This window comes from Bacteroidales bacterium (assembly GCA_016707785.1).
Lineage (GTDB): Bacteria > Bacteroidota > Bacteroidia > Bacteroidales > UBA4417 > UBA4417.
The window spans coordinates 1-19,388 of record JADJGZ010000016.1 but is presented as its reverse complement, the minus strand read 5'-3'; the positions used below and the strand labels follow the sequence as shown (position 1 = coordinate 19,388).

General features: G+C 36.5%; 19 protein-coding genes. 10 read left to right on the top strand and 9 right to left on the bottom strand.

The features are described from left to right. Window positions 1-49: 49 nt before the first annotated feature. The 9 genes from IPH84_10505 to IPH84_10465 all read right to left on the bottom strand — a co-directional run bounded on the left by IPH84_10505 (window position 50) and on the right by IPH84_10465 (window position 11,216). Window positions 50-5,164: a hypothetical protein gene (locus IPH84_10505; protein MBK7173638.1), complete on the bottom strand. Its 5,115-nt coding sequence runs from the start codon at window positions 5,162-5,164 to the stop codon at window positions 50-52. Between the two features lie 244 nt (window positions 5,165-5,408). Continuing rightward, complete coding sequence (locus tag IPH84_10500; protein MBK7173637.1) at window positions 5,409-5,609, bottom strand: hypothetical protein; 201 nt, start codon at window positions 5,607-5,609, stop codon at window positions 5,409-5,411. 159 nt (window positions 5,610-5,768) lie between these two features. Next, a complete protein-coding gene (locus tag IPH84_10495; protein MBK7173636.1) occupies window positions 5,769-5,990 on the bottom strand; it encodes a hypothetical protein in 222 nt (73 codons plus the stop codon). A gap of 412 nt (window positions 5,991-6,402) precedes the next feature. After that, the gene (locus IPH84_10490) at window positions 6,403-7,287 is read right to left on the bottom strand and encodes a T9SS type A sorting domain-containing protein (GenBank protein ID MBK7173635.1); all 885 of its coding nucleotides are present in this window, start codon (window positions 7,285-7,287) and stop codon (window positions 6,403-6,405) included. 680 nt (window positions 7,288-7,967) lie between these two features. Next, window positions 7,968-8,657 carry an IS66 family transposase gene (locus IPH84_10485; protein ID MBK7173634.1) on the bottom strand — a complete coding sequence of 230 codons (690 nt, stop codon included), beginning with the start codon at window positions 8,655-8,657 and terminating at the stop codon, window positions 7,968-7,970. A gap of 19 nt (window positions 8,658-8,676) precedes the next feature. After that, the gene (locus IPH84_10480) at window positions 8,677-9,003 is read right to left on the bottom strand and encodes a hypothetical protein (GenBank protein ID MBK7173633.1); all 327 of its coding nucleotides are present in this window, start codon (window positions 9,001-9,003) and stop codon (window positions 8,677-8,679) included. Window positions 9,004-9,006: 3 nt separating this feature from the next. After that, window positions 9,007-9,243 (bottom strand): transposase, encoded by a 237-nt coding sequence (locus tag IPH84_10475; protein ID MBK7173632.1) that lies wholly within the window; start codon window positions 9,241-9,243, stop codon window positions 9,007-9,009. Window positions 9,244-9,383: 140 nt separating this feature from the next. Continuing rightward, a complete protein-coding gene (tnpB, locus tag IPH84_10470; protein MBK7173631.1) occupies window positions 9,384-9,653 on the bottom strand; it encodes an IS66 family insertion sequence element accessory protein TnpB in 270 nt (89 codons plus the stop codon). A 408-nt stretch (window positions 9,654-10,061) separates the two neighbouring features. Beyond that, window positions 10,062-11,216, bottom strand: a complete 1,155-nt coding sequence (locus tag IPH84_10465) for a site-specific integrase (GenBank protein MBK7173630.1) — start codon at window positions 11,214-11,216, stop codon at window positions 10,062-10,064. A 799-nt stretch (window positions 11,217-12,015) separates the two neighbouring features. On the opposite strand from IPH84_10465, the gene IPH84_10460 reads away from it, so the two are divergent. The 10 genes from IPH84_10460 to IPH84_10415 all read left to right on the top strand — a co-directional run bounded on the left by IPH84_10460 (window position 12,016) and on the right by IPH84_10415 (window position 19,330). Next, the gene (locus IPH84_10460; GenBank protein MBK7173629.1) at window positions 12,016-13,080 is read left to right on the top strand and encodes a tyrosine-type recombinase/integrase; all 1,065 of its coding nucleotides are present in this window, start codon (window positions 12,016-12,018) and stop codon (window positions 13,078-13,080) included. 20 nt (window positions 13,081-13,100) lie between these two features. Next, window positions 13,101-13,907, top strand: coding sequence for a hypothetical protein (locus tag IPH84_10455; GenBank protein ID MBK7173628.1), 807 nt, complete (start codon window positions 13,101-13,103; stop codon window positions 13,905-13,907). Between the two features lie 172 nt (window positions 13,908-14,079). Then, a complete protein-coding gene (locus tag IPH84_10450; GenBank protein ID MBK7173627.1) occupies window positions 14,080-14,394 on the top strand; it encodes a helix-turn-helix domain-containing protein in 315 nt (104 codons plus the stop codon). Continuing rightward, window positions 14,391-15,545, top strand: a complete 1,155-nt coding sequence (locus IPH84_10445; protein ID MBK7173626.1) for a primase C-terminal domain-containing protein — start codon at window positions 14,391-14,393, stop codon at window positions 15,543-15,545. Before IPH84_10450 ends, IPH84_10445 begins: the two co-directional genes overlap by 4 nt. Window positions 15,546-16,214: 669 nt before the next feature. Then, window positions 16,215-16,403 carry a hypothetical protein gene (locus tag IPH84_10440; GenBank protein MBK7173625.1) on the top strand — a complete coding sequence of 63 codons (189 nt, stop codon included), beginning with the start codon at window positions 16,215-16,217 and terminating at the stop codon, window positions 16,401-16,403. Between the two features lie 287 nt (window positions 16,404-16,690). Then, window positions 16,691-17,731, top strand: a complete 1,041-nt coding sequence (locus tag IPH84_10435) for an EamA family transporter (protein ID MBK7173624.1) — start codon at window positions 16,691-16,693, stop codon at window positions 17,729-17,731. Window positions 17,732-17,800: 69 nt separating this feature from the next. Continuing rightward, window positions 17,801-18,214: a transcriptional repressor gene (locus tag IPH84_10430; GenBank protein MBK7173623.1), complete on the top strand. Its 414-nt coding sequence runs from the start codon at window positions 17,801-17,803 to the stop codon at window positions 18,212-18,214. Between the two features lie 54 nt (window positions 18,215-18,268). After that, a complete protein-coding gene (locus IPH84_10425; GenBank protein ID MBK7173622.1) occupies window positions 18,269-18,580 on the top strand; it encodes a hypothetical protein in 312 nt (103 codons plus the stop codon). A gap of 108 nt (window positions 18,581-18,688) precedes the next feature. Further along, window positions 18,689-19,159 carry a hypothetical protein gene (locus IPH84_10420; protein ID MBK7173621.1) on the top strand — a complete coding sequence of 157 codons (471 nt, stop codon included), beginning with the start codon at window positions 18,689-18,691 and terminating at the stop codon, window positions 19,157-19,159. A 21-nt stretch (window positions 19,160-19,180) separates the two neighbouring features. Continuing rightward, on the top strand, window positions 19,181-19,330 hold the full coding sequence (locus tag IPH84_10415; protein MBK7173620.1) for a hypothetical protein: 150 nt from the start codon (window positions 19,181-19,183) through the stop codon (window positions 19,328-19,330). Window positions 19,331-19,388: the final 58 nt, after the last annotated feature.

The following is a 19,388-nucleotide window of genomic DNA, read 5'->3' as shown; positions in this document are numbered from 1 at the left end:
TTTTGTTGAGCAATCAACAAAAACCCATTGGTTAGTATTATCAAACGAATTACTTAATGATGGTTATTTTACCGGACAGGCTCTTAATTCCAACTTTCATGATATAGAGGTAAACACCAGCTTTAACCGGTCGGGTATCCCAAAGTTTTTGACCTTGTTTGCCTGACAATGTTAAGGTTTCAATTATTTTTCCTGTCATATCGGTAATCTGAAGTGTGGCTGTTACATCCATATCAGGCAAAATGTAATCAAATGCTGCCCAAACTGAGGCTGGATTTGGCTTAACAGAAATCTCCATTCCATAAACCTTTGCCATATCTTCTGGCGAAACAGTGCCTTTCTTTAAAGATGCAGGTTCAATGAATTGCATACAATCTACAAATTGGGCATTGTAATAGGTAGCCAAAATACCTTTAGCGGCTACACCCGACGAACCTGAACTGTTGTTTGCATAGTCTTCAAGTAATACTTTCTCATTAGTGGTAAGTTGATCAAGGTGCCTGTTTTCTGCCTGCAAAGTTTGATATAACGTGAGCATTGTTATATACCTTCCATGCTCGGTTAAAGCATCACCGGTAAGACTATACAAGGTGGGTAACATATTTGCTAAAGCGCTTGCCTGTTGGTAGTTCCCTTCCTGAACATAGGTTGCAGTAATTTGTTTATCAGCTTCGATTCCTCCCAAATTATTTAACCAACCCCGCAAAGCATTATAATCAGTAAGCGAATCGTTTAAATAGCTGCGTATCATATCATTGGCAGCACGGGTCATTTCTTTGCGGTACAGGCTCATCTGCTTCTCTAGCACCGTTCGATAAGTTTCTCCCCTGGCAACCTGGCGTAAAATATCAATCATGTAAGTAGGCAAAGGATTCTCTTTGTTTTCAAGATATTGAAAGAGTTCTTCTTTCTTTAATTCGTCAGGATTAGCCGCCAGAATATCGAAAATTACCGCTTCGGTGAAAATATCTGTCTTGTCAGCAACTTTACGTAATACTTCTTCGCTTAGGTGTGGCGAAACTCCAAGCAATTCGGCGCGCAATGCCCACATATCCTGTGGCTGGGCGGTTTCGATATCACTTACGCGTTCCTGTGTTGAACCTCCATCTCTAAGCTGATCGTATAATGTTTTTACATTATTGTAATTGACAAAATTGTAGGCATATTGATTCTCGCGCAAAAGCTTATCTTGAGTATTAAGTACAATTGAGCTAACCGTACCATTACCTCCATAATGTGAGGGGCATTGATTAGTCGTATTTGAAATCGATTTAGATACGTTAAAAAGCTCGAAGTAATCATTATTCGGGTCAGGATCATATGGTGCATTTCCATTGTAGTGATAGGTTAATCCATAACCACCACCATTGTAAAAATGCCACCTATTGTCTGACTGAGAAAAAGTATTACCCGATGAAGTTAAATTACTACCTTGGAATGACTGTATGCCATTACCCATGTTGAGGTCAAGAGGTATATAAAAATCAGCCCAGTTTCCTTGATTGGTGTTGCACAGATACTCTAATCCATAGTTAGCGTTCTGATAATAGTTTTTCATAAATGCACTATTACCAAAGCTCAGATTAGAGAAACTATTTTTGTATATGTCATTTACTCCTTGAGAATTATTAACATGGATACCTGTATAATTTGCAACCGGAGCATTCGGCATTTTCGTGAAGGTATTCTCTTCAATAGCAAAACCAGTGCTGTTGTCCAAATAAATTCCATACCCAGATACTGCCGGACATCCGGGTGTGCTGTTGTATCCCACTTTAAAATCAGAGTTCAGAACGGTTTCATTTTTAATGCCATTGACATTAATGCCATAAATATTATTCTCAAACTCAGCGCGATTAACAGTAAATGTGTTTACTGAAAAACCTTCGTGACTTGCGTAAATACCATAACGGAATCCAGAGAATTTACTCTTGTCATAAGTGGAACAAGGCTGCGTAGCTGAAGTACAAGTGGCTTGTACGCTAAATCCAGCTGAGTAAGCAGCAATTGCCTGATTCCACTCCGAAACCCCGGTAACATTGGGAGCCAATAAGAAATCACTACCTTCAAACTTAAAACCTTTGATATCAGCAAGGTCAACATGCTTGTAAAAGGTTTGATCGGGTATATAAGTGCCGGTAATTTCGAACACACAATTTTTAACCCTTCCAAAATAGTCCATTTCGTTTCCATTATAAGGATGAATATTCTTATAATGGCTGGCATGGATACTGCGAGTATTGTTGCGAAAAGTTGAATTTGTTGCTTTAAGAATACCCCCGGTTTTCAGGTAATCACCAGGTTTCCAAAGGTCAACTGCACATAGAGCATTTTCGATGGTTGCATTGTTAAGTTCCAGATAGCCTTGTGGATAATTTCCGTTTGCATCGGGCAGCTGGCTGACATTATTTTTGCCCCAGACTTGAATTCCTCCCCAATATTGATCATCACAACTATTTGATACTAAAGCACCATTTATAATTAATTTGCCACCAGGCTTAACAATAATGTACTTATTGGGTGCCATATATAGTTTTGTAGAAGGAGATAACGTTAAGCTAGCTCCATCTTCAATAACGATAGTTTGACTTGATCGAACAGTCGTATTCCAAACCTGATTCTGTCCCGAAAATATGTAGTATGAATCAATGCCTGTATTACATGGTAAAGCTATTTCCCAACTACCTCTTCCAAAAGTACCAACTCTCAATAATTTTTCAAAGAAGTTAATTTCAATACCATGACTAACAACATGCGGTAAATCAGTACCTACAATTTGCCACTCAGACCCATAATTAAGTAGTAAGTCACTATTAACATAGAAAACTCCAAAATCTGTTGCTAAATATATGTCACGATTTATACTGGATTCTACTGCAATACATTTTTCCCCACTAGTATATGTGAATGGTAAATTTCTTGTTATGTCTTCAAAAGAAGGATCAGTAGCATCTGTATAATCAATTCTATACACTAATTTGTTTGCTTTTGGCCACCTACTCTCATCTATTGATCTAGTGTATACTAAATAATTAATATCTGGATTAAGGGGATCGAATTCTATTGCACTAATCTCAGCTTGACGAGGAAGAGTTAATTCTTCCCAGATTATATATAAATTAGTAACATTTCTAGTTCTAAAAGCATGATATGTTGATATTGGGTTGGGATCGTTAGGAGCAGTTCTAGCCACAACCCACACAATTAAATAGTCTTTATTATTCATTGGGGTTGACAAACCTAAAGTTATTATTTCAGGATATGGTAATAGAGTTCTGAACTGAGAAATATAGTCTCCATTAGATGAGCTATTATTAAGATCCTTCTTTACAATTTCTTCTTTTGACCCTTGGTAAATACGATTACAATATAGAATAGATGGATATACTTTATTTAATACACCTTCTGTACCCCAATAGGTAGGTTCAGAAAAATAAGTGGAACTTGATGGATTAAAATAATCTATAGTGTACTTCCAATTAAGTGGAGCATATTGAGCAGAATATTGTCCAGATGCAAGCATATATTTTGAATCCAAATTATTTATTAAAGGTCGTTGACCATCTAACCCACCCATAGCAGTTCCCCATGTTGGTGGATACCAGGTAGGATTGTACTGTGATGTGGTCAAAATAGTTCCATCATGGTAGGTACCTAATAGGATACGACTAGGATCAGAATAGGCAGTTGCCATCTTATCTACCATAGCAACTCCTAAGCCATCATATTTGGGCACCCAATTTGTTCCATTGTATTTTTCAGTTCCACCATGAGTACAACACCAAATCTCCCCTACATTATATGGATGAAATACTACATCTTCAACGTCAACATGATGTGGTCCTGATATTGGTTGATTACCATTATAAATATTTAATTTTTTTAATCCTGTATTATTAGCAACAACAATATCTTCACCATTTGATGCTTGATCAACTCCAAATCCATGCCCCCATCCCATAGTTATATATGTGTTGCTAACAAAATTCCAAATGTTGTTGTTTGTATTACAGTAATAAAGTTTACCAGATGTATTAATATCCTCGCTACAATATAAATAGTCTGGTTTAGCTTTTGAAACTTCTATCGTATAATTATAGGAACGAACTGATCCATTAGTAATAATGTTTGCTGAAGGATTAGGAAGAGCAATCCAGGTGACCCCTGAATTTGTTGATTTGAGTAACTGCCATAGATTATCTTTAAAACAGCTAATATAAAAGACATTAGATGTATTTGGCTTTATTTCAAAATCATAAATTATTCCTGACACTAAAGGACTAGCACTCCAAGTGTATTGTAATGATGCATTTTCAATCCCTTTGTAAAGTCCATGATTTGTAGCAACATAAATTGAAAGAGGATTTGTTGGAATTACCATTAGCTTGTAAATTATTGTATAGGAGTCATTATTAAAATCATTGTAATCAGCAATTTGTACCCAATTATTTCCCTCATCATCAGTTTTATATATACCTCCAACTCTACCTATCCAAGAACTTTGTCCATCTCTAGGTTCTCCTGATGATGAAGCAAACCAGATTGAATGATTTGTGGGATGAAAAACAGCCCAACCACATCCAGAACTATTCCACTTTGTATCACTTCCTGTTGAGTTCCAATGTTCTCCGGCATCTGATGAATAAAATAATCCACTATTTAGAGAACCAGTAAGCATATACTTTGTAGATAGAGGCGTCCCATCATCATAAAAAGAAACAAACTCAACTGGGCCAATTCCATAAGAACTAGTTGTTGGGCCTAGTTCATGCCAAGGTTCATTATTATATATAGAGTAATCGTTAATTGTGTTGGAGTAAAACTGTTTTTGTGATTGGAAATAATTATCGAAATCTCCTTCTGAAAATAATCTTTCTCCCCAGAATTGTTTAAAGTCTTGAAAATTTTCATATTCTCCCCCTTCATTCATTATTAGACTACTATCAGAAGTGTGAAGGAGACTGTCTAAATATGATTGAACAGCACTATTAATGTCTTTGGCATTAATCTCCGAACTCGGATTATGGACATACTTGCTCAATTGAGCTTCGCCTCTAAATGAGAGAATAATTAGAACGAATGTCGTAAACAAGTATAGAATACCATTAATACTAGATTCTTGTTTCAATTGTACTGAGTTCTTTAAAGTAAAGATTGTTTTCATTTTAGTAGATTTTTATTTAAACATATTTAAAAAGGGACAAAAACCAACAAGTTAGCTATTACAGATAAGATGTTTATTAATTATATTAGTTAGCATTTTTTCAAATATTAGATATTTATCATATTTGGCATTAAATATTTCTGTCGACTATCATCTAGATCATCTGAATAGCCAGACAGGATATTGGATAATTAAATGAAGTCAAAAAAATCATTATTTACCTTTTCTTCAAACTTCTCGATTTTCATTCCAAAGTAAGATAGTTTACTTTAATATTATCAATACTCCGGTAAAAATTTAAACGGCTAATCTCCTGATACTCAAGCATTTGTTTCGGGCGTCCTTCCCCGGGTTTCTTCGTACCATTGTATGTATATCTCAGGTTGGTATCCTGTCTGAATTTGGAAATGACCTGCAGGTGCGAAGCCCCTGTAACTCCATTCACAAATCTTTCCTTGGCAAAATATCAATCAGTAACAAGGTATTTGATTTTCAACTCACTTGCCTGATCTACACGATGTAAAGTCACACTCAGATGATGGTCAATATAATTTTCTTCCTGTTTCGACCCTTTGGGGATCAATGGTGTCTGAACGGCCTCAAGCTAGTAGGCGGTTCCATTGGTGATATCAATAACTGCAAGAGACCCGATTTCAATACCACGTTTGACAGCCTGTGCCTGACCACTCCAAAATCGTTCAACATTAGGCGTTTGCTTCCCGATTTTGCAGAGATAAGAAGGATCATATGCCAGAATGAATTCTTCAGAACAGGTCGATCTGATAAGCTCTGTATTGAAGCAAACCCAATCGAATGATCTTTCCATTTGATTCCGGTACGTCTTTTCATTGTAGCCACCATATCTGGCCATATTGATAAAATTTCATTTCCAACGGAGTCTCATATACAAAATCAATGTGCTACAGATAAATTTTTGCGTTGGCTTGATAGAGTTATTAATCTTTGCTACTATTGCATTGTTAAGGCTCTCAGTTTTATTGAGAAGCATCTTCTTTTGTGGTTTTGGTCGACAACAAATGAGATGCTTTTCTCTTTAAGCTCTATGCCATTTTAAAGTTTGTTACGAACATAGCAATGTTGATTTCATCATTGAAAAACTACAGGAGTATTGATATTATGAAAATCAATTCTTCATGTCGTTATTTATTAATTTTTTTTCAACATTAAAGTAATCTTTCAAACAAACTGATGAGTTTTTATTAGAGTAAAATGAGCCATTAAATCTTAACAACTTTACAAATTATTGGTGTTTCGTTCTTGAATGTCAGCTCAATAATATAGACCCCATTCTTCTTACTTGAAAAATCAAGAATTAATCCATTTTCAGATGATTCAAATTCATGTTGAATATTGTTTCCACATAAGTCATAGATATCTATTTGTTGTATAGATTTATTGATATCATATTCAATTGTAAGGTAATCCTTAACCGGATTAGGGAATATCTTTAGCTTATCTAAAGAAAATATCATTGGAAGCCCTAATGAGAGATTACAATTGGCTCCATAGTTAGGATAGTAAGTCGTATCATTTAGGTTAAAACACAACAACCTTGAAATGACAGAGAGCTCAGGGAAATCCTCAAGAAATCCTGTATTGAATCCAATGCCTTCGATCAAAGTCCCAACGGAATCTTCACCAATTTTCAAAGAAAAAACACTTCTATAAGAGTTACCAACAGAAATGCTGTCTATTGAAGACACAACAATATCTTTTCTAGAAACATTATAAGTACTTGGTAAAGAATCTCCGATTTTTAGATTAAAGTCATAAAGTAGAATATCTGAAACTGGAAAATAAACGAATATTTTTTTATTCTCTTGTCGAAGTAGAAGCCTAAATAGATCAAAATAATCTTCACTGCCGCAGATAGAAGGTGGCCCGTTTGAATAAGTTGTTTGATGCCTATCATATAATTTCTTATATTCCAAATTGTTGATTGTAGTATCTCCATTAATATAATACATATATTCTTCAGTAACAAGGCAATCAAAGAAGAATTGTTTTTCTTGTCTCCATATTGGCTTATTTTCAAGATAATTAATTTGCGCAAAAATTTTCACCGAAGACAATAAGATTATTAAGGTAATTAATGTTTTCATATATAGCATCTATTTCATAGGACTTAATAAAATAAATTCATCTAGCGTAAAGACTTACAAAACATATCATAAACCAGTTACGCTATCTACAGACAGTGCTATGTTTTTTTATAGTAAGTATCTCAAATTAAACTCTTCACAATACTTTCAAATCAAATATTTTAATTCTTTGCATAGATTATGTCGAAAATCTTGTGGCGTATAATATTATTTTTCTACTATGCTCAAGGTTTTAAAAACTAACTTAAAAAAGTTAGTTAAAGATTAGTTTTAATCATAACTCAAATATAATAAGAAATTAGCCCCTTCTAACAAATTTCAAAAAAAATAATCAATGTATGTAATTTGTAACATATAATCTATCGGTCATAAATATATCAAGGAAAAAAATGTTCTTTGCATCACTATAGATCTTAAATTCTTCAAGACACCTTAAACCAATTAGTAATTTTTCAAGTACTAATTTAGTGGTATCCCTCAGGCCATGAGCATTAAAATCCGGAGGGGTTTTATATTTACCCGGGCAAGAGTGTATGCACTAGGTTAGCAAGAAAATCAGGGATGAAGGATAGGATTCTTGTAAGATACTCGAAGGATTCCATTCCATAGAGTTTACATGTGGCCACGATGGAGTAGACCACGGCTGCTTGCTGCGCTGCCTCATGAGATCCTGCAAAGAGCTAGTTTTTTCTTCCCAGGGCTACAGGGCGGATGCTGTTTTCAATGAAGTTATTGTCTATATGCAAGCGTTCATCATTGATATAGCGGATCAATCTCGGCCAGAGGTTGAGTGTGTAAGCTATAGCCACACCAATAGCACTCTTTGGCGGCACCTGGATAATCTGTTCTTTAAGCCCGACTTCCATTTGATCGATAACAGGTTTTGACTTTCTCTGGCGCAGCATCTTGATGGCGTCCGCTTCCAAGTCTCTTTCACTAATCTCACGTTCAATTTCATATAATGATTGGAACATCTTCATGGCATTTGCTGCCAGGGTGGGATTGTTCTCAAGGGCATGCTCGAACTTGCGCTGGACATGTGCCATGCAGGCTAACAGGGTGATTTCAGATCGGTTTTCAAAATGATCATAAGCATTGTACCCATCAGTTTGAAGATAACCGGCAAACTCTTTATGCATCTCATTGGGACCCTCCCTGCCCCTGGTTTTCCGGTAATCAAATAACACTAACCGACGAACAGGATCATAATACACCCAGTGATAACCTTTGTGCGTGGCTCCCGGTTTGTCTTTAGTCAATACCGGTAACGGGGTTTCAGCGGCTATGAGGTAATCCGATGCAAGCATTTTTGCTTTCAGTGCCTGGTAGAGCGGAAGAAGTAAAATTGCAGCCTGCATTAAATCAGCCACTGATTGTCGATTCGGAGATCTACAGGTTCTGACATTTGAAGATTTGCACATTGGAATAAAATGGCAGGTGATCGACAAATTTATTCACCAGCAAAGGTGCGATCATGCTGGCCCCGGCATTTCCTTTTGGATTGGGAAGGGTCGGCAGCGGAGCAATAGCAATGCGGGTTTCTTCATCGGTATGTTCCACATTATACTTGGGACGGACCATGCGACGGACATAGGCACTGGTAGGTTCATACTCCAGAACTTCTGTAACTGCCTCTCCGATCTTCTTTGCATCTTCCGGAAGATTTTCCGGTTCTATAACTTCCACCTGATGCTCCAGGTGTAAAGGCAACTCCATCCTCTATGGTTGCTTCTTCTCCTGCAAAGGCTTGATACTTGTATAAGTGATCTGCTCAGCGTTTTCTTTCTCTGATGTTTCCTCCAGAAGGTCGAATAAAGCAGACTGATCTGGATCCGATGTGATAAATCGTTCACTTTTGGCGCCGAAGATCAGCCGTTTTAACTCGGCAAGCTGATGTTTAAGCCAGAGGTTTTCTGATTTGAGGGCTTGAAATTCTTCCTTAGATATACTGATCATTTCTGTGCTTGCCATGAATCAAAAATACCACGGAAAAGCCTTGTTAGATCACACTTTCAGCGATATTAATCAACATCATTTTATAAAAAAAACAATGCCTTTTTTTGCATATCTCATCGAAATACCAGTAACCATTATGGTCATTGTCCATAGCCGATTTGCTGCGAAACAACCCCACCGAGATGATCTGGTAGTTCAAATGTACCCTTTTCAAGACGCTTATAAAAAAGAACAAAACCGCCTGGTTCCCATTTGAATAACTTCATACTGTTTCGAGGCTTATTAATGAAGATAAACAGGTCCCCGCTCATGGGATTCTGTCCCAGTTGGTCTGTTACCAATCCCCAAAGTCCATCAAAACTTCGGAGGATCTGTCGGTTCCCGGTAGAGAAAGTACCGGCTGGCGCCAAGGGGAAACATCTGACTTAAAAGTTGACCAGCTTTATTATGTATCCCGCCGGTGTTTGCGAAGGCACAAACAACTCAACCCCGTTTGGATAACAGATGCTGATCCCGGTCCCGGAAAGTCCATTCAATTTGATGAAGCCCGAGCCCCGGACCTCATTGTGCTCGTGTTTGTGTACCCAGTATAGAAATTTCCCTAACCTGATGTTGTGAACATTAGCGAACGTTTGTCCTGAAGTGTCATGAATTATTTTGGCCTGCAAGTTGATCACAACCAATCAATCAGACAAAATGCTTGTAGCCGAAGGGATACAATTTAACTATCCAAACGATAAACAATCATTTGCATATCTTGAACTGTTCAAACAAATGCTCAGCCTCAGATATAAATTTCTTATAATACAATTTATCAATTAAATAGCATCCATAAGCTTTATCACATCTCTTTTTGATTTATCCATCACCTTAGCATAAATCTGTGTTGTTTGAATCTTTCGGTGTCCAAGTAACTTACTTACAGTTGCAATATCTCCACTAACTTCCAGGCCAATCGTTGCGAATGTATGTCTCGCACAATGAAAGGATATATCCTTGTTAATATGAGCTAACACCATTATTTTCTTAAGGTGACGGTTTGTAACCTGGTTAGAGTATACTCTGAACAATGGCTGATGTTGCAACCTGCTTTTGTCAATTAACCTAACTGCTTTAGAACTCAGTGGCAAGATTTCTGCCTGCTTTGTCTTATGTTGGGTAAACTGAAGAACCTCATTCCCTGATTCAAGAAAAACATTGTGTGCCTTCAATAATCGTATATCTTCATATCTTAAACCTGTATAACATGAAAACAGAAAGTATTGGAGTACACATTTCAAATCCTTTGTTAAAAAGCCTGTGTTCAGCTTTTCAAGCTTCTTTAACTCTTCTTGAGTTAAAAACTGTCGATTTCCTTCGGGTTTTCGTACTTTAACACCTCTTAAAGGGTCGCTTTTCAATAATCCACTATCAATGGCTTTGTTAATGAAAGTCTTCAGTGACCGAAAAGCTTTCCATCGGGTATTATCATTATTACCTAGTTTAATAAGGTAACTATCATACTGCTTCCAGAAAAAAGGAGAGATTTCAGTAAAAGACAGTCTTGTGCGGAATGTTTTCAATTTTTTCGACTGGCTTTGATACATTTTAATTGTATCACTGGCATAAGAATTCCTGAACTCCTCCAGATCATTTTTGATGAATTCAAATACATCGGACAAATCCTTCGACCCGCCCCTGAATACTTTTTCAAATTCGAACATATTAATATGTAAACCTTCCTGGTCGGCTTCAATACGAATCCTTTCTGCTTTGCTTCTGAATCTGGCTAAGTCATTATTGATCGTCTGCCATTGCGGAAACGTGATGCTTACCTCTTGCTTTTTGGGATTCCATACTTTTTCAGGAATGGCATGGTTCAAAGTGAAATATTTCACCTGACCATTTATATTGGCAGAAAAGTAAATGGGGTAGCAGCCATCAGAGTTAGCTCTATCCTTTCTCAATTGAAACTTGAAGTGGGTTTTGTTCATGGGGTAATTCCTTTCTTCTTTGGTGAAAAAATGGTGAAAAAAACTACCTCAAACTTTGGAAAAAAAGATTTCAAATGTTGTGCGACTACATTAGAAACCCTTGAATAACAGATGGATTGGAGAATATTCTTCCAATCCTCCTACTTTGTGTTAGTATCGAACAGAATCGTGCCTATGCATTTCATTCATTTTTGTTTGATTTGAAGCAATCATCTTGATAATAATTTTCAGGCGTAGATTTTCGTAATGAATGGAATTGTCATAGTGTGAAGGGCCATGACTTGTGGAAATGTATGCAAAATGTATGCAAATGAGAAAGGGTTTCAAAACGAAATGTCTTGAAACCCTTGTCCCTGTTGCTCCCCCTTCTGGACTTAAGTTTATCATTAATTAAAATTAATCGAGATTATTAAAAATTATATAAAACACATATACAGAGTATTATACGAATTGTTTGATTAAGACAAATTAATTCAAATTATTGTGGGTTAAGTCAAAAGTGTATGTATATTTGTATGTATTAATGTTTAAGTCTATGCCGAACTTAGAGAAAAAATGGAAAATTAAATTCTACCTGGAAAAGCGCAAAGCCCATTCAGAAAATGACTCATCGGATCGGAATCTTCCAATTTATATGTATGTTACCTTCGGTAATGGGGAGCGATTGCAGTTCTATGCAAGGGAAGGTGTCCAGGCTGATCAATTTGATCCTAATTATCTGCAAAAGGTCAAAGAAGACCGGCACTTTTTCAGACCTATAAAGCCGCAGAGTGGTGATTCCAGATCCATTAATGGTAGATTGGAGAACCTGGCGAAAGAAGCCATTAGGATTATAGAATGGGCAGATAAAAGTGAACCTCCTATAGCTCTGACCGCAGACTACCTAAAGACATTATTAAAGAAGTGGCTGGATAAAGATTTGTCCCCAGTTCATCGGACTGGTATAAACTTGTCAACCGCAATGGATGCCTACAAAGAATTCTCCTTATTGCATCATTCTCCAAAAACATCTGCAGGTTTTAAGCAGGTACGCGATAACATTGAAGCATACGTTGCTGCAAAGAAAATAAAAGGGGATAAATTGGTTGGTATTAACCAGGCTTTCGTTGATGGATTCGAAACATACCTTATAAACAAGAAGGTTGGGGATCGACATCTTTCAAATAACACTTATGCTAAAAACCTAAAAGTGCTCAAAGCATTTCTAAAATGGTGTAGTAGTAAGGGTTGGTATGAAAATTCCATATCTATCAAATACAAGGAAAATGAAGGTGCTATTCTTTTCCTTACACAGGATGAATTCTCAAAGTTGGCGAATGCTAGATTTTACCTGCCAGCATTGGAGCGGATGCGGGATGTTTTTATCTTTGGGACAATGACCGGATTAAGGTATGGGGATATTAAGGGACTAAAGAAAAATGATTTTCGGGATGGTAGGATTTGGTATTATGAGCAAAAGAAGCAAGCAACCATTGAACGGAGTATAAAGTTAGTACCCAAGGCTTTAGCCATAGTATCAAAATATAAGGATATGCCAGGAGAGCAGTTACTACCTGCACATAGTGATCCCAATCGGATTTTAAAAGATGTGTTTATTGCAGCCAAGATTGAAAGACAGGTTACCATTATAAGGAAATATGCAGGTGGAAAGATAGAAGAAACAGTTGTCCCCCTTTCCCAAGTTGCTCATTCTCATATGGGACGAAAAACCTTTATTACTCTTGCCTTAACAATGGGTATACCTGAAGTGGTATTAAAATCTATTACAGGGCACTCCAAAGACAGCGATTCTTTCAGGAGATATTACAATATAATTGATAGTATGAAAGATGATGCAATGGATGCTACATTCGGGAAATTATAACAATTTGAAAAAGTAACATGATGACTTTCAATCTCAACAATCAGGAGGATTATATTCTACAAGCAAAAAGTGAACTAAATTGGTTTTTAGCAGAAATAAATACTAATCTTAGTTACTTAAACGATAAAAAGGGACTAGTTCTCCCAGGTCCTATTTATTCTGAACATCCCAGGTTCAGTATTAAACTATTAAGAAATTCTATTGATCGAAGACTTTCATCACCCGATCCTCGATATAGCGTTGCTCTTATTGATAAATTATATAGTGTTTCTTTAGAATGCATTGTCAAATATGCCCAGTTGATTGATACTCCAGTCTATCAGGTGAGAAAAGACTTTGAAGAATATTTATTCTTTAAAGATGGTGGGGAAGTTCCGTCAAAATATATCTATTTCATCGAAATAAACTTTTGTGTTCAATTCTGCAAGGAATATGTCGAACAAAGGCAGTTAGTAAGCAAGATCCATGCAATTAATCCGCTCGAAAATGGAGAAATATCTATAGATGCTTTTGAGGAAAGAGAAATTGTTAAACAGATTTTAAGCCCAGCGCTGAAGGATATTTCCGAAGAGAATATCGATCGTCTTGTTTCACATATTCTTTGCATAAAAAATCCCGATATTAAAGAGCCGAACGGTATCCCATCCATTCCTTTTAGTACGAGCCAAACCAATTTAATCCGTTTAATAAAAGAACTTAGAGTAAAATTGAGATTTGCAGGTTGCCATCGAGTACAATTGGCTCGATTATTTGCCTCCATCCCTCAAAGAATGGATGGGAAGGAAGTAATTTATTTTAATGAAGACACAATTCATAAGAATATATAATAACTCAGATTCATCGAATGATGGATAATAATGGATAATGATGGATAAATCTTATCTAGTCTAATATATAAGTATTTAATATTTAGCAATATAGAACGGTGGTAATGATATAATCATGTTATCCATCGAAAAATCATCAGTGATTTTTGCTCAAAACAAAATCACTTTTCACATGATTGACAAAATAAGCCTGACAAATGACCAGCTTGAGCTATTGACAGATATGCTCGCTGACAAAGTAGTGCTGAGAATCTCGCACCCTAATGAACAACCTGACATAACCCCTTCTAATCAAGAAGATGTTTTGTTCAAGAGCCTCAAGGAAATAGCCGATTATTATGATTGCTGTTACCAGACTATCTCCAATAACTTGGGGAAAATCAAGCATATCAAAATTGGCAATTCAATAAAAATTTATCGAAGCGATTTCGAAGCAGCAATGACTCGGGAAGGATTTCTTTCGAAGAAGAAGGGGGGTGTAAAATGATTCCAACAGGCAATGATGCAAGTAAAGAAGAAAGGGGCACTAAGTCCTACCTTAGTACCCCTGAAAATCTTGATCTACAGAACAAAGATAACAAATATTTTTCTTTTTTCACTGCTCCAATCACCAATAAATATCCTTCTAACATCCTTGATATTAAAGGTTTGTATGAACTTATCAAAGGTGAAAGTTATGCTCCTCAAACCAAGCTTCTTAGATCATCTACAACTCCAGAAGTGGCGAAGAAGATTAAATCTTCAGTATTCGATTATGTGACCTTTTCTGGGAAGTTTTCTGAAAGACATAGTACGAAATTAATTACCCGATCCTCCTACATATGTTGTGATCTTGACCACATTGGCGATTTAAATGATATTCTGGAATTACAAATCCGGATAATTGATAAGCTAAAACCTTCATTGATGTTCATCTCTCCATCTGGTGATGGCCTAAAAGTGATCTATAGGATTGAGGTAGGTGCCGGCACTCACACGGAATTTTTTAAAGCATTGCAGGTATATTTCAAGGAAATCATTGGATTTGAGATAGATCCTTCTGGAAGCGATTTATGCAGGGCTTGTTTTCTTCCACAAGACAAAGATGCTTACTACAATGAGGATTGCGACACCCTTGACAAATCATTTATCGACACATTTCTGCCTAAGGATGAAATATCAATTCCTCAAAAGGACTATTCAGAGAATAGAAACATGATCACTTGCGACGATGATATTTTCCAAAGATTGCTAACCTGGTTGAAAAAAAGGGAAGTTTTTGCTAAAGGTAATAGGAATAGCTTCTTAACAAAGCTGGCTAATGCATGTAACAGGTTTGGTATTCCTGAGCAAGAAGTGCAAAAAAAATTATATGATTTTGCTGAGCCAGGAATGTTGGAAGACGAAATAAAGGCCATTATCAAATCTGTGTATAAGCATACAGAAAGGCATGGGATTTCTTTATTTGATGAAAAAAAACCATTTGATTTTACTTTCCAGGAAGAAACAGCCATTCCTGGTCAAGAAGTAAAAAAGCAACCTGTGACTACACCATTATTTCCAATTGAAGGGCTCCCAAATGGGAAAAACGCTCACTTTGACCAGCCTTCGCCGGAAAAGCCAGACCAGCTCAATTTGTTGATTGTTAATAAACCATGATGGTCAACCAAAATCGGCGGAAGGTGGTCAGATAATCTGTTTTGTCCAATAATAGTCAGGGCAATAAAATGGACCATCTTCTTTTGTGGCAACTGAAGCATGAATTAGCTGGTTATTTACTACCCTGCAAGCGGTTAATTTTATAGTTTGGTTTACATTTTCATCATCTGTATACATTTCACATATATGTTAAAATGGCTCAAATATTTGTACGAAATTTGGGGAAGCATTCTGAGTGAGCTGAAAAAAATCTCTGATAGGCTAATATTTCAAAATTACCAAAAATGTTAGGAATTATTGTTGTATTATCATTTGTTTAGCTTATGAGAAGCTTCGCGTGGATATTTTTTATTCAAATTAGGCTGATTTTCCCTAACTAAAAGTCATGAAAGAAGGAGTGTTTATAGCCCATTGTTTACCCAATGTTTACATAAAGTTTACGGTTAATATTAGATTTTAAACACACATTTTTTGCCTGTTTACTGTATTATTTTTGAACCATCTAGTGGATTTGTGCACATTGGTTACTTAAAAACCACACAAGAGTTTCAACCTTCCACAGGCAGCAATTGGTGGATGACTGATCTACCTGAGAACAAGAAAACAACAGGATATTGAGTCAAAGTCAAAAATCATTAAATTTGAGGCAAGTAATTAAAATTCAAGTCAATGAAAGCAAAAGCTGGAAATTCTGGAACAAATATTAAAGGTCTAAGTGCATCCGATAGGAAAATACTAAATAATCTGGAAAAATACCTGGCTAAAAAGGGTTTAACTGGTCCACCAAAATTATCAATTTCAGAAATGGAAGCCGTTGCAAAGAAATACAATATTGATCTCGACAATTTAAATATCTAAGCTATTTCCACACTTATTTGATTATTCCGGTGATTCTGGACCAGAATAGTCAGCTAATAGAAAAGTTTTTGATTTTGTTTAACCCATGAAATGTGCTTATCAAACTTTTGTCCAGCCAACATTATTCGAATTATACCAAAATCTGCAACGAAAGAATCTCTGTCATGCTATTTGCAGAAAAAAGGTATTCAATCAAATCTTGCTTCTATGCAATCCAATTTGTTTAGACCATTGATAGTATCTTTGCCTTGAAGCAACAGCTTTCTTTACTTTAATGAAATAAATTATTGAAACGTTTCGCCATCATCACCGGCCTTCTTTCCGGTTTCCTTTTCGGCATTGCCACACCATTTAGTAAACTGTTATTAGATGGTTTAAACTCCTTTCAGCTGGCAGGTTTGCTCTACCTGGGTGCAGCTATTGCTATGTTTCCTTATATTTTTCGCAAAAATAACAACCTTACATTGCTATTTCATTCTGGCAGCAGAATGAAAACTCTTGGAATTATTTTCTTTGGCGGGTTCCTTGGACCTGTTCTTTTATTATTTGGCTTGAAAACAGCCAATGCAGCTTCGGTTTCTATCTGGTTAAATATGGAACTGGTAGCAACAGCTATCTTAGGAGTCTTGATTTTTAAAGACACACTGGATAGAAATGCCTGGATAGGAGTTATTTTAACAATTATCGCTGGCATAGTTACTTCCTTCGGTGAAGGCTCGAGCGGCATTATTTCAGCTTTGCTGATAACGGCAGCTTGTATTAGCTGGGCGGTGGATAACCATTTAACAGCCCTTACCGATGGGGCATCTCCACAGTCAGTAACATTTTTAAAAGGAATAGTGGCTGGTTCTGTCAATTTACTGATTGGTTGCCTCATAGCCAGCGAATCATTACAGTTTGGTAGTTTAGGCCCGGCATTACTGGTTGGTATATTCTCTTACGGTTTGAGCATCATGCTGTATGTTACATCTGCCCAGAATCTCGGGGCTACACGAGGGCAGATTTTATTTTCGACAGCGCCACTATGGGGAGTGATTTTATCGTACATATTCTATCAAGAATCTTTTCAATGGGTGCATGTTATTTCACTTGTCCTTTTGACACTGGCTGTAATTGTAACATACATGCTATCGCATAAACATACGCATACGCATGTCGAAATGGAGCACATCCATTTCCATCAACATGCTGATGGACATCACAACCACGAACATGATAATAAATCCATTCCGGCAGGCAAATGGCATTCGCATGTTCACAAACATAATCCATTGGCACACGAACACCCGCACTTCCCAGATTTGCACCACAGGCATGAGCATGAATAGCTTACAACTTATTTTTAATTGAAACCAGGATAGAATCTGTAATTTTGATGCTTATAAATGTTTCTTCACATGTCACAAACTCCCGATGATCAATTAAACAACCGCAACATTAAGCCAACCGCCATGCGCGAACTGGTACTAAAGGTGCTTACCGAACAAACCACTGCAATAAGCCTGGCTGAACTTGAACACAAGTTTCATAAAGCCGATAAAGTCACTTTATTTCGTACCTTAAAAACCTTTGAGGAAAACAAGCTCATTCACAGTATTGATGATGGAACCGGCTCTGTTAAATACGCGCTCTGCACCGAATCCTGCCAATGCAATCCGGATGATTTGCATGTGCATTTCTTCTGTACTTCATGCCATCACACATATTGCCTCAACGATATTCCGATCCCGTCCGTCAATTTACCGGTGCATTTTAACCTCGAAAGTATCTCAATGGTCGTAAAAGGAATATGCTCAAATTGCAAAAAGTAACTTTGCAACTTGGTTGCATGAACTTTTCCATTACTTTTGCGGTTTATTGAACACATGAAAATTCTGGCATACATATTCTCCTTTTATTTGTTGTTTCTCAATGCCTATCCTTGCATTGATGCACCAATAGATATGTCAATGCAGAATATTGAATTATCTTCTCATTCAGGTGACAAACATCAGGATGATGCCGATCAATGTTCTCCTTTCTGTACCTGCAATTGCTGCATCACACCGATTATTTCTCCGAGCCTAACCAATCTGACTGATTTCTATCCTTTCCAGGCTGAGAAATATATCATACAAAGCTCTTCTTCTTTTTCTTCTTCGCTTGCAGCTATTTGGCAGCCGCCAAAATTAGTCTAAAACCTCCGTTTGCATTTCCTTAATCAATTAAGCTCCCTTTATAGGTTTGCTCTTGATGTATTAATTATTTGCCCGTGTATTTTTTGAGGAAATTAGATTAACATTCAGATGAAGAACAGTAAAATTTCTAAAGCTGAACTCTTAAAAAAGCAACTGGAAGCAGACAAGCGGTTCAACAGAAGATTAAACTTTGTGTTTGTCTCCCTTTTACTTTTCTTTTTCAGCCTTTTATACATCCAGCAATCCTGGTGTGAAATAAGACTTAAATACAGAATGAACTTTATGTACGGCAAAGCCATACATCCTGATTGGGTTTGTATGAATGGAAATGAACTTGAACTTCATGCTACCAAAGGTCATACTTTAAATAAGTTTACTTACTTCGTTTGCAGTCAGGAATGTTACAATCGTATCTCAGACAATTATCAGGGATATTGTTTCGTCAGGGATACTGTAACAGGTAAAGAAGTGAATAAAGCAAATGCTGTAATTGGCCTTCGATCAAAAAATAAACCTGAGTTGGTTTATTTTGCCAACCAAGCCAATTTCTTAAAGTATTATAATCAACATGCGAAATAGACTTCATATAAAGATACCTCTATGTTGAAGCAAAAAATTAACAAGAATAAAAGAATAAAAATTACACCCATGCTGGTATTCCGATGGACCTTAATCACTTTAGGAAGTATCGTGGTTACCATTGCCATCATTGCCAGGATTTATCATTTTGTTCACTTTCATGTAAAATAAAATTCTTATGATAGAACGAATCATTCAATTCTCAATAAAAATAAGTTTATTGTCGGGC

What these genes read in the sequence shown, in the direction of transcription:
- IPH84_10505 (MBK7173638.1), bottom strand. Translation starts at nt 5,164, where the DNA reads ATGAAAACAATCTTTACTTTAAAGAACTCAGTACAATTGAAACAAGAA.
- IPH84_10495 (MBK7173636.1), bottom strand. Translation starts at nt 5,990, where the DNA reads ATGGAAAGATCATTCGATTGGGTTTGCTTCAATACAGAGCTTATCAGA.
- IPH84_10490 (MBK7173635.1), bottom strand. Translation starts at nt 7,287, where the DNA reads ATGAAAACATTAATTACCTTAATAATCTTATTGTCTTCGGTGAAAATT.
- IPH84_10480 (MBK7173633.1), bottom strand. Translation starts at nt 9,003, where the DNA reads ATGGAGTTGCCTTTACACCTGGAGCATCAGGTGGAAGTTATAGAACCG.
- IPH84_10475 (MBK7173632.1), bottom strand. Translation starts at nt 9,243, where the DNA reads ATGATCAGTATATCTAAGGAAGAATTTCAAGCCCTCAAATCAGAAAAC.
- IPH84_10465 (MBK7173630.1), bottom strand. Translation starts at nt 11,216, where the DNA reads ATGAACAAAACCCACTTCAAGTTTCAATTGAGAAAGGATAGAGCTAAC.
- IPH84_10455 (MBK7173628.1), top strand. Translation starts at nt 13,101, where the DNA reads ATGACTTTCAATCTCAACAATCAGGAGGATTATATTCTACAAGCAAAA.
- IPH84_10450 (MBK7173627.1), top strand. Translation starts at nt 14,080, where the DNA reads ATGATTGACAAAATAAGCCTGACAAATGACCAGCTTGAGCTATTGACA.
- IPH84_10445 (MBK7173626.1), top strand. Translation starts at nt 14,391, where the DNA reads ATGATTCCAACAGGCAATGATGCAAGTAAAGAAGAAAGGGGCACTAAG.
- IPH84_10440 (MBK7173625.1), top strand. Translation starts at nt 16,215, where the DNA reads ATGAAAGCAAAAGCTGGAAATTCTGGAACAAATATTAAAGGTCTAAGT.
- IPH84_10430 (MBK7173623.1), top strand. Translation starts at nt 17,801, where the DNA reads ATGTCACAAACTCCCGATGATCAATTAAACAACCGCAACATTAAGCCA.
- IPH84_10425 (MBK7173622.1), top strand. Translation starts at nt 18,269, where the DNA reads ATGAAAATTCTGGCATACATATTCTCCTTTTATTTGTTGTTTCTCAAT.
- IPH84_10420 (MBK7173621.1), top strand. Translation starts at nt 18,689, where the DNA reads ATGAAGAACAGTAAAATTTCTAAAGCTGAACTCTTAAAAAAGCAACTG.
- IPH84_10415 (MBK7173620.1), top strand. Translation starts at nt 19,181, where the DNA reads ATGTTGAAGCAAAAAATTAACAAGAATAAAAGAATAAAAATTACACCC.